The 18,211-nt window shown below is 30.3% G+C and carries 12 protein-coding genes; all 12 read right to left on the reverse strand.

The features are described from left to right. Nucleotides 1-16: 16 nt before the first annotated feature. Nucleotides 17-5,650 carry a C25 family cysteine peptidase gene (locus Q0X14_RS04985; protein ID WP_297843287.1) on the reverse strand — a complete coding sequence of 1,878 codons (5,634 nt, stop codon included), beginning with the start codon at nucleotides 5,648-5,650 and terminating at the stop codon, nucleotides 17-19. Between the two features lie 242 nt (nucleotides 5,651-5,892). Continuing rightward, on the reverse strand, nucleotides 5,893-6,858 hold the full coding sequence (locus Q0X14_RS04990) for a hypothetical protein (RefSeq protein WP_297843290.1): 966 nt from the start codon (nucleotides 6,856-6,858) through the stop codon (nucleotides 5,893-5,895). Between the two features lie 3 nt (nucleotides 6,859-6,861). Further along, entirely contained in the window at nucleotides 6,862-7,437 is a 576-nt protein-coding gene (locus tag Q0X14_RS04995; RefSeq protein ID WP_297843293.1) for a sugar transferase, read from the reverse strand. 10 nt (nucleotides 7,438-7,447) lie between these two features. After that, entirely contained in the window at nucleotides 7,448-8,608 is a 1,161-nt protein-coding gene (locus tag Q0X14_RS05000; RefSeq protein ID WP_297843296.1) for a DegT/DnrJ/EryC1/StrS family aminotransferase, read from the reverse strand. Between the two features lie 87 nt (nucleotides 8,609-8,695). Beyond that, on the reverse strand, nucleotides 8,696-9,649 hold the full coding sequence (locus Q0X14_RS05005; RefSeq protein ID WP_297843299.1) for a glycosyltransferase family 2 protein: 954 nt from the start codon (nucleotides 9,647-9,649) through the stop codon (nucleotides 8,696-8,698). Further along, nucleotides 9,646-10,245 (reverse strand): GNAT family N-acetyltransferase, encoded by a 600-nt coding sequence (locus tag Q0X14_RS05010; RefSeq protein ID WP_297843302.1) that lies wholly within the window; start codon nucleotides 10,243-10,245, stop codon nucleotides 9,646-9,648. Before Q0X14_RS05010 ends, Q0X14_RS05005 begins: the two co-directional genes overlap by 4 nt. A gap of 1 nt (nucleotide 10,246) precedes the next feature. Next, on the reverse strand, nucleotides 10,247-12,082 hold the full coding sequence (gene asnB, locus Q0X14_RS05015) for an asparagine synthase (glutamine-hydrolyzing) (RefSeq protein ID WP_297843305.1): 1,836 nt from the start codon (nucleotides 12,080-12,082) through the stop codon (nucleotides 10,247-10,249). Then, nucleotides 12,083-13,195 (reverse strand): glycosyltransferase, encoded by a 1,113-nt coding sequence (locus Q0X14_RS05020; protein WP_297843308.1) that lies wholly within the window; start codon nucleotides 13,193-13,195, stop codon nucleotides 12,083-12,085. Then, nucleotides 13,192-14,040 carry an O-antigen ligase family protein gene (locus Q0X14_RS05025; protein ID WP_297843310.1) on the reverse strand — a complete coding sequence of 283 codons (849 nt, stop codon included), beginning with the start codon at nucleotides 14,038-14,040 and terminating at the stop codon, nucleotides 13,192-13,194. The genes Q0X14_RS05020 and Q0X14_RS05025 overlap by 4 nt, the downstream gene beginning before the upstream one ends. A 578-nt stretch (nucleotides 14,041-14,618) precedes the next feature. Continuing rightward, the gene (locus Q0X14_RS05030) at nucleotides 14,619-15,578 is read right to left on the reverse strand and encodes a glycosyltransferase family 9 protein (RefSeq protein ID WP_297843313.1); all 960 of its coding nucleotides are present in this window, start codon (nucleotides 15,576-15,578) and stop codon (nucleotides 14,619-14,621) included. 137 nt (nucleotides 15,579-15,715) lie between these two features. Then, the gene (locus tag Q0X14_RS05035; RefSeq protein WP_297843316.1) at nucleotides 15,716-16,678 is read right to left on the reverse strand and encodes a D-glucuronyl C5-epimerase family protein; all 963 of its coding nucleotides are present in this window, start codon (nucleotides 16,676-16,678) and stop codon (nucleotides 15,716-15,718) included. Continuing rightward, on the reverse strand, nucleotides 16,675-18,210 hold the full coding sequence (locus Q0X14_RS05040) for a lipid II flippase MurJ (protein WP_297843319.1): 1,536 nt from the start codon (nucleotides 18,208-18,210) through the stop codon (nucleotides 16,675-16,677). The genes Q0X14_RS05035 and Q0X14_RS05040 overlap by 4 nt, the downstream gene beginning before the upstream one ends. Between the last annotated feature and the right edge of the window lies 1 nt (nucleotide 18,211).

An 18,211-nucleotide genomic window follows, 5' to 3' on the forward strand; every position in this document is an offset into this window, starting at 1 on the left:
CTTTTTGTGCTAATGGTTACTTAACTTTAGCAAGCTTTTGAGTTACTGTTTTTATTTCATCAGCCTGCTTAGAGATTATTTTAAAGAAATAAAGTCCGTTGGCAATTTCATCACCATCTTCATCTCTGCCATCCCAATATATTTTATTAAATCCGATTTGCAAAGATGAGGGTGGAATATTTAATTCACGAATTAAACGGCCGGCAATGGTAAAGATCTTAATTCTAAATTCTTCCGGTGGATTAATACCTCTCAGTTCAAATGTAAAGTAGGTATCATCCTTAAAAGGGTTGGGATAATTATAAACCTGCCTTAAATCCGGATCGTTGTAAACATAGAAAATTTTTCTGTAAGAAGTTGTATCGAAGAAATTATTAGAAGCATCTTTTGCCAATACTTCAAGCACATGTCTTCCGTCATTAAGTTTTGGGGTCCAGATTATTTCTGCTTTTGAATTTGGATAAGGAGAATATGAGAAATTAAGATCCAGATTAGAAAACCTAACCGGAATATTATTATGAACTATTGTGAAATTTGCTGTATCCAATGGCAATGGACTATTATCCTCAAGTGTCATATAAACAACAGGCTCGGAAGAAATAATATCTCCATCCAATATATCTCTGCCATCAAATGTTATATTAAATCTTGGAGCGATGGAATCACGGGATATATAAAATTTATTTTCAATAATATTATTAAAGTAGTATAATTCCTTTTCAGACATCTCAACCTCACCTCTCACAGAAATGGTAGTTACAGGTGCGGTATATAAAAGATTAGTAGTGGGGATAATTCTTGAGTAAACATAGGAAGAATCCTCAGGCAATGAACTAATTGAATGAGAAAATACAATCGAATCCTCATCGTTAAATTTGAAGAGAATTTTTATAGAGTCAGCTTTAGTATAACCTACATTTTTTATCTTTAGGTCTAATTGCACATCGAATCCTTGCATTACAGAATCCGGAGTAAAAATCAAATAGTTAGGGTGAATATGTACTTCAGGTAATGGAGAATATTTTATCATAAGATTTTTGAATTTAAGTGGCGAGGAGGCACCGAAAGAAGAATCTTTTAACTCAAAAACTGCTTTAATAAACTCATATTGGTTGCTCAAGCTAGAGATATTATAATCAGGGGAGAAATTAACGATAATCGTGTCCCAATTGTTGTTAGTACTATTTTTACCAAGTAATAAGTTATTAAAAGTTCCTAATGAGCCTTGTGAATCTAAATCATATGATATTGATTCCCATTTCTTTGCAGGACCAATAGTAGGAGATTCAATTTTTCCAAATGCATTCTTATAACTTCCAGCAAATTCAAAGAATGCAGGTTGATAAGGAAAAATCGGTGGCTTATAAGTACTTATATAAACCAAATTATTTTCTCTGTCATGTGCAAATGCATAAAAAATATTTGGTCTATTTGACACAATCCATTCTTCTTCAAAGAATCCATCAAGTTTATATCTTCGAATATAATGATTATAGAAACTTTCTATTGTTATAACATAACCATCTGAAACAAAGAAATTTGAAAATGTCGGTTGTGAAGCACCGATAAATTCAACATCATCGCCAACCTTAATCCAGTTATTCATAGGATCAAATGTACGAAGTATATATTTATTTCTTTTATTTCCATATCCTGCAGTTAAATTATAAACATATCTGCCATCAGTTGAAACATGAATTCCACCATTGGATAGAATTCCATCCTCAGACGGTAAAAGTTTATCTGGTATATTTACTCGAATGGTATCAGCATTTAGTGGATTTAATCTCAACAATGTCGAATCATCACCTGTCGCTATATAAATATAACCGTCTAAGTAAAACATCTGATTCTTTATAGTAACAGAAATATCTCCAATCGTTCCATAGTTAAACCCTCGGGTTGTTCCACCTCGACCAGTCCCAATTTTATATATTTTTGAAGGACGATCAAAATTTCTGTCAATAATATTTCCGAAATAAATATAGTTCCCATCAGTTGTCGCAGCCGTAAGATAAGTTGAGTCTTCAGGGATAGATAAAAGAATCGAATCACGCATAGTATTATCCGATGGTCTTGGAGGTAATAGTTGAGTATTAAGGATTAGTCCTTCATCCTCATTTGAATAAAGGACATTAGTATTCACAAAGTCAGTGAGCTGCTTCCGACTAGCATAGAATCCCAAACCTTCTCTATTATTTATTGAGAAACTTTTGATTGGGGAAGAATTTGTGTCGGTATTTGAGTAAATGAATGCAGTCCAATAGTAAATACCTGGTTGAAGTTGAGGTGTTTGCCAAGTTACAATTCCCTCTTGAGCAACAAGATCCCCGGATGCAATCTTAAAATTTGAGTTTAAGCTTTTACTTGTATCAAGAATTATTTGATATCTTAATTCCTGATTAATGTAATCACCTATATCAACTATTTTAAATTCAACCGTATTAGAAGTAGTAAAATAATAGTCAATTGGTTTCAATATATTTGGTTGTTCTAAGCTAAAAACAGGAAAAGTTTTTGAAGCAAAATTATCAGAATGATCATCTTCGGGAATTGAGAAATTTTCGTTAATTCTTACAATAAGAGGAACTAAACCTTGCTGCTGCGGTATCCAATTAAAATAAACTGTATCTATGTAATCGAAAGAGGGTCTCATCTGACTACCGATCAATGTTGAATCAGAAATAATATTTTGATATAATTCAACTAATACTGAATCATTCGTAAATGCTGTTCCAAGATTTTTATAGCCAATAGTTACTAATACGGTATCATTGATTAAGGGATTAACTGGAGATATTGAGATATCTCTGGTCTCTATTGAAAAATCAGCTTTCTCAGGTAATGCTAATTTTATTGCTGGATCCCCCAATAGATTCAGCATTGGTAACATTTGACCATAAGCTGGATTTGATTTTGCAATTTGAATAGCATCACCAATTTTATATTTTCTATTTAAGAAAATCTCCCTAAACATTTCTTGATTGAAGATCGCAGTAATAGGCCAATAAGTTAATCCAGTGCTTCCCAGAAAAGCTATACTTCCGCCATAAGGAAGCGAGTTGAATATCTCACCAAAAACCTCTTGATTGTCAAAATGATTTGTATAACAGGTTACGCTAATAACAAAAGGAAGTTTGTCGCCGTTGGTCAAGGCATATATATCATCATCAGTAAAAACAAAATCCCACTGATAACCTCCACCGTGACCATAATAGTTAGCGATAATTGTACCCTCATTGATTTCTCTTCTAATTTCCGGACCACTTCCATAAAACGGTATATATTCAGGTTTATTAGGGTAACGAAAAACTTTTGTTGTTAAACTTCCATGTGGTTTAACATAAAAATTTTCCAAATCCATACTGCGATCATTAAATCTTAAAGTATTCTCATCGTTTTCATCCAAGCCACCAGAAAATAAACCTATTGTTTTTCTCCATAATTTTGATTGATCGGCAGGATAATTAATTATTTTGTCTATTAATATATTTGCTTCTTCCATTGACTCACAAGATATTCGACCGATAGCTAAATCGGGTATTAAATCATTGCCAACAATTGTAACTAGCTCATTATCACTTGCAACCTGGCCAAACCTGACAGCATGAAATGTCATTGATGGAATAAAATTTTGACGACTATTCTCTAATAAACCACGATAATCATGGCTCATATCACCTAATAATGCAATGTAGGTTGGAGATGGAGATTCCCAATTATTGAATGCATATTTAATAAATTCCTTAACCGCTTTGGGATCCATTAAACCAAAATTAAATTCATCATATATGTCCTGTATTTCTGCGATTGCTATTCTGGGTTCATCAAAACCAAATAAATTACTCATTCGGAAATTCTTTAATCTTTCTGCAGCAGTGGTGAAAAACTCGTGAGTTATTATTATATAGTCAGCACCGTTAGAAATATTTCTGAGATCAGAAGATTTATCCCTCTTAATGGAATCAACTGTTAAGTAATAATTCGGCTCAACACAGAAATACTCTGTCTGTTGGTAAACCGTATCACGAAAATATACACCTTGATCAGAATCACCTCGAATCCACGGATTATAAATTAAATCACCTCTGCTAGGAATATATATTTTCATTTCATTGTAAGGATATCTGAAGAGGAAGTAATTATTGGCTCCATATCTGTTAGGCGGACTGATGAAACTAAAATATGGCTTCAACAACATATTATGTAATCGCCAATAATCTAACTCAAACCAATTTAACCTGACTATATCAAGGTTTGAATTACAATTGACAGTATCCAGTCCAACAATTATATAATTACTATCTGGAGAGCAATAAACACTATCACCACCCAAACCCCAGAAAAAGCTACCTTCAATCATAGCAGAATTTTGGCCAGACCAAGTGACTGTGGGACCGATCTTAGTGAAATTCCATTTAACCCAAGCATTATGTGCAGTTGGGCATGGACTGAAACTCACGCCATGTAATGCTACCCTTAACTTAGCATCATTCCTTGTAGGATCCCTCACATAAGCAATACTATCCTTAATAAAATAATCAAAAAAGTTTATCGGTCTTCCATCTCTTACCTCAATAGTTTCCCAATTCCAAAAATCTCTCTGATCATTTGATGCATAACCAAAATTGTCATAGATATGATCTTCTTCCCAATGTATTGTGTTAATTGAGGAAGTTATTAAAAAATAAGTATTATCGGGGTATCCATCTTTGTATCGATAATTATAGACTGAGTCAGCTTGATAGGAGAACCAATAAACATTTGTGAGGTTATAAATATTCAGTCCAGAGAAAGGACTTGGCTTAACAGGATAACCAACAAACTGGAAGTAATCACCTTCATTAAATAAACCATTACTATCAGAATCAACAATATCCAATGGAATTTTTTCACCATAATTATAAATTTCAAATTTTCCATCTCTTATAGACCCATTTGGCTCAATGCCAGCATTAACAAGCTCTTCAAAGGTAATACGATAGACGCCCTTTTTGTTTAGATATATTTTGTAGTAGTCTTTGTTAGGATCGTACCAGTAATTTGAAGTTGGGGTATTTGAATTATCAGCAACCCGTGCCATAAAATTTATAGCAATATCCTTATTAATCAAGCTAGATTGTATAAACTCATCTGTAGATTTATCAGCTTGGAAAATAAAATTTGCTTGTAAGTTTTTATCTTCCTGAAAATCAATTCTAACTTTAAATTTTTTATGAAAAATCAATTTCCGTTCAACAGGATTATATTGAAAAGGTGAAATGGTTAGTGTGGTAAATTTTATGTAACGATAATAGGCCGGTTCTGAATTTATAACTGGAGATGAAGGGAAAAAAGAATTTAAACCATAAATATCTTCATTAAAATTAAGCTCAGAAATTTTTTGATTTGCAGAGTCTCTAACAGGTAAAATAAATTTATTAGGATATTCTTCTATTTGGGTATTTGAAATTGAAATTGATGGAATAGAGTTTGGCGGCAAAGCAATTTTTAACAACTTTGTTGGTAAGTTTGGTTCACCTGGAATTCTAAATGGTATTTCAGATGATAATACTGAAGTGAATTTTATGTTATCAATTTGAAAATCTTTGACTTCGTAATGATTATCAAAATCAAATTCTATTTCCAGGTAATTTAAATTTGACTCCAATATCTGATAATATAAATTTTGTTTTTGAGAATATGATGTACTAATAAGTAAAAGTAAGAATATTGTGACAAAATAGAGGAAGGATTTTTTCTTGATCATAATTATCACTTTTTTTGCTTCTAAATAAATTTCTTTAATTAAATTAAACAAGGTCAAAATAATATCACAACTTGATTTTTTATATTTATATTAAAACAATGATAGGTAAACAAAACATTGGAATGACTATTTTCTTATTAAAGTTAGTTTGTAGATATTGAATTAAATAATTCAAGCATTAAAGGAATAGTATATACATAAGAAGTCCATAATTGTCTGCCGTCTGAATAAGCAGAGAATAAAGAATAAACCCAAAGTAAAACACTGAATAAAAATCCTGTGACCAAAGGAAATAACAATTCTCTTGAAATATTTTTCTTCTTATCTGAAAGTATTAAGTATAGAGAAAGCACTCCTGGAATGCCTAATGTTAGGATAAATGATAAATAAGTTTTCGCTCTTGATATGTTATAAATAAAGATTTCAATAGATGGATTCCATATATAATTTTCTTTTTGAGGAACTAAGGACCTGATTGCAATTACGGTTGTTAGATATAAAAAGACCGGAAGTATAATCTTTAAATATTTATTGTTCTTTTTTTCATTCATCAAAAAATAAACTACCGCAAGTGGTAAAATTATTATGATTGTCTCTTTGATTAGGATCCCGAAAAAGAATGAAATAATGAATTTCAAGTACTTATTAAGAAATAAATAATAATTCGTAATTGCAAGAATGCCAATCAATGATGCATCAATATACCCGCTAGTGGTATAATAAAATACCGGAAATGAAACAATAAATATTATCAGACCGATTGTTATGAATTTCTCTGCAATTTTAATCTCTGACAAAAATTTAATTAAGTAGATTAAACCTAAACTTAGAAACAGAAGATTTATCAAATTGATTGAAGTTAATGCATCAAAAGGTAAGAATGAAGCTAAATATGGAACCAGTGGACGATATGAGAATGGACCTTCTAATTCAGTAGCTAATTGCGTATTCCCTCTGAAATACTCTACATACTTTTCATATTGTTCAACATCAAATGGCTTGGTTCCCACAAAACTATTTAAAGGTGAAGGAAGTGGTCTCCAATTAAAACGAGGGAAAGTAATGAGATACAGAAGAATGAGTAGTGAAAGAAGTTTATAAATTTTCATCAATCAGATGTTACCTTCATTAGTAAAAACCACAGCAAAAGTTTTAAATATTATTTTCATATCACTCCAGAAATTTTCTTTTTCATAATATTCAATTTCCATTTTGGTTCTCTGATCGGGAGTCAGCTTCTGTCTTCCATTTATTTGAGATATTCCGGTTATTCCAGGCTTATAGTCAAATACTTTTCTTTGATAATCATCATATGTATTCGTTATACTGATTATCTCTGGTCTTGGACCAATTATACTCATCTCACCCTTAAGTACATTGATAAATTGTGGAACTTCATCAAAGCTTGTTCTTCTAAGGATTTTACCAACTCTTGTTATTCTTGGATCATTTTCCTGAGTAAGCTCCGGACCAAAAGCTAAAGCATTGTCAATCATGCCTCTGAACTTAATCATTCTGAAAGGTTTGCCTTTATAACCGGTTCTCTCATGTATAAAAAAAACCGGACCTTTAGAATCCAGTTTAATAGCGATCATTGCGATTAAAAAAAAAGGAAGTGAAATTATTAGGACGATGATGCTAATCAGAATATCAGTAAATCTCTTGAGAAAACTTCCCTGCTTGCCCATTTGAGTGGGATTATTTTCTATACTTTTTCAGAATATCAGTAAATACATTAATTACTTTATCCACATTCTTATCAGTCATACCCGGATAGATTGGTAGCGATATCAATCTTGGGAAAACTGATGAAGCAACGGGATAATTTTTATCATCAAGTTTGAAGGTCTCACTATAAAATAAATGTTGATGCACAGGCATAAAATGTACACCCACACCAACATTATTCTGTTTTAGTTCTTCAATTATTTGTGCTCTTCCTACTTTAAGCATATCTAAATTCAATCTTACCGGAAATAGATGCCAGGAAGATTCTCTATCTGTTTTAATTGTATGAAGAGTAATAGTATCCAGATCTTTAAATGCTTCTGTATATCTTGCGGCAATTTGTTTTCGGGAATTCCACATATCATCAACTTTTTTCAACTGTGGAAGTCCTAAAGATGCTTGCAAATCAGTGAAATTATATTTGAATCCCGGAGCAACAACTTCATAATACCAGGAACCAGACTCTGAATAGCGTTTCCAGGCATCTCTGTTAATTCCGTGTAAGCGCATAATAGCACAGCGTTCAGCAATTTCTTCATCATTTGTGCAAATCATTCCACCTTCGCCAGTTGAAAGAGTTTTGGTTGCATAAAAACTGAAACAAGTAACATCAGCAATTGTACCGATCTTTCTTCCTTTATAATATGCAGGTAATGAATGAGCAGCATCTTCAAGAACTTTAAGATTATGAAGCTTAGCAAATTCCATTATCTCATCCATATCACAAGGTTGCCCACCATAATGCACGGGAATTATTGCTTTGGTTTTGGGTGAAAGTGCTTTTTCAATTTCTTTCAGTGAAATGTTAAGAGTGTCTTCTTCAACATCTACTATAACAGGTTTTGCACCAAAGTAGCAAACAATTTCTGCAGTTGCAGGAAAAGTCATGGTAGGGACAATTACTTCATCATCTCTCTGGATTCCAAAAGCTTCTAATGCAAGATGACCTGCTGCGGTCCAAGAGCTTACAGCAATTGATCTTTTACTACCGATGTATTTATTAAATTCTTCCTCAAATTTAATTGTCTTTGGTCCCATACTTAACCAACCGGACCGAAGAGTATCAACCATTTCATTAATTTCATCTTCAGTAATGAAAGGTCTGTGGAAAAGAAGATAATCTTTATTCATATTAAGAAATATTTAAATCCTGTGATTGTAAGTGATTCTAAACAATCGGAAAAATTTGCTCTATAATCTAATTATTTATAAGAATTTTCAAAAACTTAATTTAAAGATTTTGCCTATTCCCAAAATTGAGCCAAGACCGTAGGCAAAATGGATAATTGGATAAATAATAAAAACTAAAATTTTCTGTTTAAAGCTTCCCCTATTTCGGAGTGTGAAAATAAGATTTATTAAAAAATATAGCAATAGAGGAAGTATGAAGAATTCATTTAGGATTATTAAAATTGGTAGAAGAATTAAATAGGTCGTAAAAAGAGCAGGTATCAGGTGTCTGAGCTTTATTTCACTTTTAATTTTTTTTAGTACCAAAGGTTTATATAATCCATATTGGAAATATTGTTTAAATAATCCCCAAAAAGATTTTCTGGGATAATAGTAAGATACAATTTCAGAGGATAGATAAATTTTCTTTCCAAAACTTTTTGCTCTGTAGTGAAATTCATCATCCTGATTCCTAACCAATTTTTCATCGAAGTATCCAATTTCTTCAAATAATCTTCTTCGCCAGGCACCCAAATAAACATGGTCACTTTCACCATTGTAATCAATTTTATGAATTTTACTATCACCAATTCCGAATAAAGATGTTGTGGCATAAGCAACTGCAAGTTGAAAATCGCTTTCCCCGACTTTTCTCATTGGTCCACCGACAATATCTGCATTGGTTTTTTCAAAAGTTTCAAGAATTTTTTCCAGATAATTTTTCTCATAAAGAGTATGAGCATCGAGTCTTATGATTGGATCACCTTTGGAATTTCTAATAGCGAGATTTAATGCGTAAGGTACATATTTATTCTTGTTATGAAGCAGTTTTATATTGTTATAATTTTTAATCCAATTGACTATAATATCCAAAGTTCTATCAGTTGAACCACCATCAACAATAATCAGCTCTTTATCATCCGGTTTAGCCCCGATGAAAAACTTTAAAACATTTTCGATATACTCTTCCTCATTATAAACCGGACAAACTACTGTAATCATATCTTCTTCAAATTCTTTATGAAATAAATTGATTTCGATGTTTGGAATTCTTCTACAAAACGAAGTTGATGGTAAAAATCAATTGCGTTTGAATTATGTTTTCTGACCGAAAGCCCATATAAATAAATTCCATTTTGAATTAAGTCTTGCTCAAATTGTTTTATTATTTTTTTACCAACTCCTTTAATATGTTCATTGTGCTTAGCTGCAATTAGAAATAGACGCATTTTTGCAGTTGATTTATTACTGGATAAAAATATTTTCCTGAACAAATCCTGAAATTTTTCTTTTAAAAATTTAGGATGTTTGATTAATAAGAATAGTAATGTTATGAAGTTTTTATTGCTGAAATTGGATAAAACCTCATCTAGTCTAACACCACCAATTAAATAACCATAATATTTATCATCTGCTACTGCGACATATTTAAATTGACTGTACTTTAACAGTAAGTTAAAATATCCCAGTAACAACTCCTCAGTAAAAATTGAAGTAAAATGATCTTTATCAAAAAGAAGCTTATGAAGTTGAGCAATCTTTTTGATTGATTCGTCGCTAACAGTAAGTATTTCTATTCTAATTTCTTTATCGCTCATTCTAATTGAAATATTTTTCTAACCATTTTTCTGCAATAAATATTCTGGAGATATCAGTTGAATGAATAATTTTATCTCCATTTAAAAAATTATTATAATATTCTAAAAATTTATTTGAATCTATCAAACCGAATTGACTCAAAAAATTTTTCCCACTGAATATTGATTGGATAGAGTCTCGTAAATCTTCTTTTAACCATTTCGATTCCGGAAGAACGAATCCTTTTTTATCTCGTCTCCATCGAATTTGTTTTGGTAATTCAGGGAATGATTTTCTTAAGATGTACTTACTCCAACCATTTCTCATTTTTTTATCAGGTTGAATATTAACAAGAAAATCCACAAGTCTGTGATCTAAAAATGGTAATCTGATTTCTTTCGAAAATGCCATTGAGTTTCTGTCTTCATATCGATTTAAAAAAGGAACTGAATAATAATCGATATCATTAATTTGTGAAGTTCTTAGATCATTAAATTCCCACACATTTATGAGATTATGTTTTTGTAAGAGAAAATTCTTTTTACTTAATAATTTTTGTGGCATATATCTTTTTGCTGCATTCAAACGAAACTGAAAAATTGCTGTCCTGTTTAACACAGATGCAAATAATTCTTTAGTTAAAAGAGAAAATTCTTTTTCCCTTAAAAGTTTCTTCCAATAAAAAAAATAAAATCTCAGATAACCAAGTAAAGTCTCATCTCCACCTTGACCATTAAGGATAACTACTATATCTGAGTTTTCATTTAATGCTTTTATCAAATTAAAATGTGCAACAGGAATGAAATAGTTAAATGGTTCATCCTGATGCTCGATAACCTTGTCTATATTATTCTTTAATTGATCAGCATCAAGCAAAATTTTTTGATTGTGGATATTTAATTTTTGAGTGATTATATCTATAAACTTTTCTTCAGAAAATTCTTTTTGATTACTTATAACAGAATATGTTTTTAAGGAATTACCAGAAAAGTTTAATGCAGCAAAAGTGATTACAGAGGAATCAAGTCCTCCGCTCAGTAGTGAGCCAATTTGAACATCACTTCTTAATCTTATTCTTACTGAGTCAGTGAACAATTCTCTAAACTTTAAAAAAATACTTTCATCACTTCCCACAATTGGTTCATTAGAATAGTCCCAATATTTTTTTTCAGTAATCTCTTTTGAATTAAGATTTATTATTAGATTGGTTTTGGGTTTTAATCTGTAAATATTTTTGAATAAAGTATTATCATTAAAGTCCAACAAACCCTGCTGAAGAAATACCAGCATAATATCAAGTTCTAATTCTTTTTTATCGAGAAGTGGTAGTAATTGTTTTATCTCGCTGGCAAAAAATACTTTTTGATTATTTTGAAATAGAAAAAATGGTTTTATTGAAAATCTATCACGCGACAAAATTATCTTGTTTAATTTTATATCGTATAAAGCAAATGCCCACATCCCATTAAGTTTATCAAAACCACTTTCACCATATTCTTTATATACTTTTATAATGACTTCTGTATCTGTGCTGGTCTTGAATATATGATTTTTTAATTTAAGTTCTTCGCGAAGTTCGATGTAATTAAAAATTTCTCCGTTAAAAATTATCCAGCAATCATCACTGAATAATGGTTGTTTACCTTCATCGCTTAAATCAATAATTGAAAGTCTTCTGTGACCAAAGAAAATATCGAATTGAAAATTTTCGGTAGTATTTTTTTGAGTATCAAAAATTTTATAATCTGAAGCATCAGGTCCACGATAAGAAACCAAATCCGTCAGTTCAACGAATCTGTTATAATCTTTTTGATTAAATTTTTCGGCAAGACTAATTGCACCAAAGATTCCACACATTTATTTGTTTCTTCCCTCTAAAACTTTTTTATATTCTAAAATCATAGATTGGACATTATCGTTCCAGTTAAATTCTTCGATAACTTTCTTTCGTGCTGCTTTACCCATCTTAGTTCTTAACGATTTATCATTTATTAATTTAATTACTTTATCAGCTATGTCTTTAGGATTTCCGGACTCAACTAGAAAACCTGTAACACCATCATCAATAATTTCAGGGAATCCACCAACATTAGAAGCTACCTGAGGTTTTTCACAAGATGCTGCTTCAAGATTAGAAACACCAAAGCTTTCCCATACTGATGGAAACACTGCTATATCAATCATATTATACATTTCAGGTACTTTATTATGTGGCACAGAACCATAGAAGATTACATCATTATTAATATTGAGTTCTTTAGCTTTTCTTTGAAGTGAATTTTTTAATATTCCATCACCAACCAACAGTAATTTGATTTTTTTATCAGGCAATTTTTCTTTAATAATTTTAAAAGCTTCTAAAAGGTATTCAATTCCATATTTATAAGATAAAGATTTGACTGTTCCGAGAACTAATGTATCTTCATCAAACATTTTGTTAATTGTGATTGGTTTAAATACTTCAGTATCTACTCCAAATGGAATAATTCCAATCTCTTTGGAAGTGTAAAGATTAGTTTCATTTGCCATCACTTTGCTGGTAGAGTAAATTCTATCAGCTTTTCTAAGAACAAATTTAAGTATCCATTTATGCAAAAACGATTTTTGAGGAAAATCAAAAACATCATTCCCCCAAACTGAAACAATAAAAGGTTTGAAGCCTGTTAAAGCACCCAGCAATCCATAACTTGAGGCATAGTGAGCGTGCATGATATCTGGTTTAATTTTTTTGACAAGTGTATGAATTGTAGGGACAGACTTCAGATAAATACTTTTTCTAAATGCTCCATCAGTCTGAGACTTTGTTGAATTTGGAATTTTTACATTTGTAATATTTACTTTATGATGATAACCTTCCGGAATATTTTCGCCCAATCCAAATAAATAAACATCAATATCATATTTAATTAAACTATTAGCCCACTTTAGAGTATGAGAGGCTTCGATATTTGATAGAAGAAGAATTTTCAAGACAGAATAAACTCTTTAGATTTTTTTAGGAATTGATTATTATAAATAAGTATCGCAACAATAATCCAAAATGGCAAGTCTATAGCAACCCAGCCGAAAGTAATTATACTAATACCTTCAAAGAAAGCTCTTATAAACATACTAACACCAACTGTTGTTAGTGCAAGGTTTAATAAGTATGATTCATTACTATAAAGTTTTGAAAGTTTTAAATTCTCTTTCGCAATTGAAAAAAATGTAAAAGGTAAATAAAGTGATAAAAATAAACCAAAGATTCCTAAATCACTCATAAAAACCAGATAATAATTATGTGAATTATTAAAGCCGCCGGTAATAACATTTACATCATAGAAAAGGTAACCAATAAAACTATCCTGAAGAACTGGTGAATAATTGAACATTTGAAGTCCCCATAATCCGGGACCAACTCCTAAAAACCAGTTATCTTTAAACATTTCAATCGACAATTCCCATAGTAAATCTCGTTGACTAAATCCCTGTTCTATTCTTAAAGCAGAGAGAATCATTTCAGATGTCGGTAATATCAACAAAACTAATACTACAATAAGAACTGAGAATACAATCCACAAAGCTGCTCTTTTGTTTATAATGTATGAAAAAAATAATAATCCAATAATAATTGAAAGCCCAGCTGATCTTGATATTGTAGCCAAAACTCCAAGACTTAGAACAGTTAATCCAAGCAAGATCAAAATTTTTAAGATTCTAGAATTTTTAATAAATAAATAAAAAATAAATAAAGGAAAAACAACAACTATATAACCAGACAGTGCATTAACATTACTTAATAAACCTCCAGTGCGGAATGATGCAGAGCCCTTCATTAGCAGATCAATTAGATTAGTATCCTTTAAATTAAAAATACTTGATAGACTCATAATTAAACCAGATATCATAAGTACTATGATCATCGGGGAAGTATTTTTCTTCAAATAAAGATAAACGTAAAAGGAAAATACTATGAAAAAGAAATAAAGCTCTTTGAATATGATTTCAATTCCCTTTATAGGGATCTGAGAAAATATTGATGAAAGAAAAACTATCGAAAAAAAATATAGTATAAATTTTTTTATTCTTTTATCAATTGAAGAATAAATATCTCTAACTATTTCTTTGTGCAGAAATAAAAAAATTAAAAGCGAAGCAGATCCAAGCAAATGAACAAAAACTCTTAATAGCGGGTTTATCTCACCGACTACAACCAAATACATCAGTAAAATGAAAAGTAGGTAATGATCTGATTTTAGAAAAATAAAATATAAGGTAAGAATAGTAATAGGTATAAGTAATATTTGAAATTCGGGTAGTAAACTTATCCACACTAAAAATATTAGAAGCAAACTTGCCACAAACAGTAATAGATTTGAAGTACTTTTATTAATAGAATGAACCGTTATCATTATTAACTTAGACTTTTAATAATTTGTATAGATTTTTCATACACCTCATCAACAGTTAGATTGTTCAAACATTCAAAAGCCGGACAACCATCTTTCCCACCATCGGTAAAACATAATCGCTCATTATCTGAGGGTGAACATGGTATTTTCTTTTGGATAAAAAAATGTTTGTCACCTTTGGGTAAATGAAAATTCGGATTCGTTGGCCCATAGATACTGAAAGTGTACTTACCAAGTAATGCAGCAATCTGAACGGGACCGGAATCGTTGCCAATTAATAATTTGCAATTTTTAATTTCGGAGATCAATTCAACTACTGAATTTGTTCTTACAAAATTTATTCTTTTACTGTAAAGATAGTTTATTATTTCTTCACTAATTTTTCTATTATCAAAAATAAAACACACATTAAAACTATTATTTAATCTCTCTGCCAATTCAATGAATTTAACTAACGACCACTCTTTAGATATCCAACCAGCAAAAGGTGCAATCAGGATTCTGTCAGAATCAGATGTAGTAGAGCTAATCCCATTAAACTCTGTTATCGGAATAATATCTTTAATTGCATTTGTATAAATTTCCCTTGAATGATTTCCTAATTGAAACTCTTTAAAGTTATTATAAATTCCTCTAAAGATTCTTCTATTAAATCCACATATATAATTAGCTCTCGAGTTAAAAATTAAACTCGCTGATGTCATAACACCTGTTAAGTCAATAATTATTTTGGGTTTCAAAGCTCTTAATAATTTTCTTGCTCTTCTATCTAAGTATCTATCACCAAAGTGAAAGTAATTTTTAGGAATTGAAATAAGATAATCTCGCTTGTGAATCAATTCATAAATTGGGACAGAGTCGATATTACAAATTATAAAAACTTCATCTCCATAAAATTTTTTTATTGAATTAATTGCATCAAAAGTGAATATTGTATCACCAAGTTTATGAATTGAAATCACACAGATATTTTTTCTTTCCAGTGGAATAAATTTTATAAAAAGTCTGATGGTCTTTAGAACTAAATTGAAACAAACAAATAAAATTTCTTGTAAAATTTTTCTGCTAGTCAAACACTCATAATATTTTATTTGCGTGCTCATTTACTAACTGTATTTGCATAAATGATTTTTTTAGCAAGTGCTCTGAGCTTGTTCCATTTCTTTTCTGTATATGATTTCCATCTTTCAGAATATGCATCAAATAAGTTTTCTCCGGTTAGATGAAATAAAACTTTTAGCTGCTCGTACATAATTGAAATATATGTATAAGAAGCGACATATGCTTTCGGATAATCATATAGAAAATATCTTGCCCAATAACCTGTATCGTAATAAGGTAATAATTTTTTAAGTGATTCAATTCCTCTTTCAAGTAACTCTTTTGAATTTTCAGAATTACGTATAAGTATTAAATCATACAAACCAAAAAGTGAAAACATAAATCCATTTAAAACTCCCACTGTTCTAATTTGTGAAGGATACTCTTCATAAATCGGGATTGAGTTGAAATAATTTAACAGCCCACCATTTTTAACTTCCACAAAAAAAGGTTTGATTGCATCTTCAGCAAGATTTAAATATGTTTCATCTTTGGTAAGAAGATAAGCTCGTGTTAATACAGATACAGCCTCTCCCTGAGCTAATGCTGAGTACCAGGGTTTTTTTATTCCATACAAGGGAATATCATAATAAATATACCATATTTTGCCACAGTGAATTTCAGTAAAATTATTTATTAACCAATCAGCTTGTTTTAGAAATCTTAACTTTAATTCCTCATCCGAGAAATTTTTTTGATATAAGTGTTCAAATATTCCAAGTGCATACTGACAGATTACAATTGGGTGATGAAAATAAGGTTCATCATTTATTCTCCATAATGGGATGTCATTATCATCAAATTTCTCCGGATAAGCGAGCTTCGATTCAAAATTCAAATAATACCTGCCTAACGAATCAGGTTTTTGATCAATTGTGCATCTTGTGATTGTATGCCAGTAGCTGGCTTTATCCGGTTTTATAAAAACTAAAGCTTTATTTAAATAGTGTAATAAATTCAAATTTCTCTTTTAGAAAATTTTTTTGGTAAAAATCTTAGAAGCTCTTTTTGAATTTCAAGTTGATATATATCATCAACGACCTGATTATTAATATAATAGATCAAAAGGAATAAAGTTATTTTAATTAAATCAAACAAAATTGTGTCGATAGTAACAAGAGTAAATAATATCTTAACAATCAAAAATGAAAATAGCCCATTGAGTAAATAAGAAGTAAATTTTATAAGAAAAGTTCTAAATCCTATTAATTTAAGCATCGAATGAATTATTATTAAACTTAATATAAAAAAGAAAATGTAGCTTAAAGAAGTTGATATAGCCAATCCGTTTTGTTTAAATGAATCAACTAAAATAAAATTCAATGCTATCTTTAAGGCAATTCCAAGAACTGTTATAACGAATAATGTCTTAACTTTCCCAAAGACATAAAATATTTTATTCAGAATTCCATAAAGACTATAAAAGACTAAACTCAAAGAAAAATAAAATAAGACATCAGATGTTAATTGCGTGCTGGTAAATGTGAAATTTCCTCTCTCATAAAAAATTCTTACAACCTCTTTTCCCCAAAAGATAAAAATTAGGTTTATTGGAATAAATAAAAGTGAAATGCTAACCAGTGCTGTAGTTATTTTCTCTTTCAGTTCAGACTTGGAATTTGAAGCAGCAAGTTGTGAAAACTTTGGCAAAGCAGCAGTGGATATTGAAATTGTAATTATGGAAATTGGTAACAGAAAAATTGTTAGAGAATAATTAATAGCCGCGATTCCACCCTCATCAACTCTTGAAAGAAAATATCTATCAGATAAAATATAGAATTGACCCATGACCTCAATCAGTAGTATCCACAATATAGATGGATCAATTGATTTAAATTTTACTGAAGCTTTAGTCAATTTTATTCGGAACAAATTGAAAATTCGTGATACTTTAATCAAAATTATTGTCTGAAATACTACTCCAAGAAAATATGCAGTTGCGATATAAATAATATTTGTTTCCTTGAATATCAAAAGAGCAAGAATTGTAAAAATATTAAGACTAAGTGCAGCAATTGCTGGTGATTTAAAGTTAAACTGGGTTTGTAAATAAGCGATTAAGAAACCAGAGACAATGCTTAAAGGAACTGTTAAACTAAATATGACAAACAATATTTCAGTTTTATCTGAGACAAGTTCACTACCTAAATATATTTTTAGAATTGGAGTTCTGAATAAAATAAGGATCGAAGCTGTGAAGAGTGCAATTGATAAGGAATTCAAAAAAGTTTTTTTTGAAAAATCTGCTAAATATTCATGACCTAGAATTTCTCTCTTGGGATAAGCCGGAACAAAATAATTCTGATATATGTAGAGTGCAATTGAGTTAAGAGTTATTGGTAAGACAGACGCAACAAGATAGAATTCATATTCTCGTGAAATGCCAAAATAATTAGCGAATAAAACCTCTCTGAAAAAGCCGGTAGCTTTACCTAGTAAACCAAAAATTGTCAAAATGATTGTGGCACTTCCAATTGAAGAAGTTTTATTCATA

The sequence above is a fragment of the Ignavibacterium sp. genome (assembly GCF_025998815.1).
Classification (GTDB): Bacteria; Bacteroidota; Ignavibacteria; order Ignavibacteriales; family Ignavibacteriaceae; genus Ignavibacterium.

Excerpts from the sequence above, each read along its gene's own strand:
- Q0X14_RS05040 (WP_297843319.1), bottom strand. The coding sequence starts at position 18,210 with ATGAATAAAACTTCTTCAATTGGAAGTGCCACAATCATTTTGACAATT.
- Q0X14_RS04990 (WP_297843290.1), bottom strand. The coding sequence starts at position 6,858 with ATGAAAATTTATAAACTTCTTTCACTACTCATTCTTCTGTATCTCATT.
- Q0X14_RS05025 (WP_297843310.1), bottom strand. The coding sequence starts at position 14,040 with ATGAAGGGCTCTGCATCATTCCGCACTGGAGGTTTATTAAGTAATGTT.
- asnB (WP_297843305.1), bottom strand. The coding sequence starts at position 12,082 with ATGTGTGGAATCTTTGGTGCAATTAGTCTTGCCGAAAAATTTAATCAA.
- Q0X14_RS05010 (WP_297843302.1), bottom strand. The coding sequence starts at position 10,245 with ATGAGCGATAAAGAAATTAGAATAGAAATACTTACTGTTAGCGACGAA.
- Q0X14_RS05005 (WP_297843299.1), bottom strand. The coding sequence starts at position 9,649 with ATGATTACAGTAGTTTGTCCGGTTTATAATGAGGAAGAGTATATCGAA.
- Q0X14_RS04995 (WP_297843293.1), bottom strand. The coding sequence starts at position 7,437 with ATGGGCAAGCAGGGAAGTTTTCTCAAGAGATTTACTGATATTCTGATT.
- Q0X14_RS05000 (WP_297843296.1), bottom strand. The coding sequence starts at position 8,608 with ATGAATAAAGATTATCTTCTTTTCCACAGACCTTTCATTACTGAAGAT.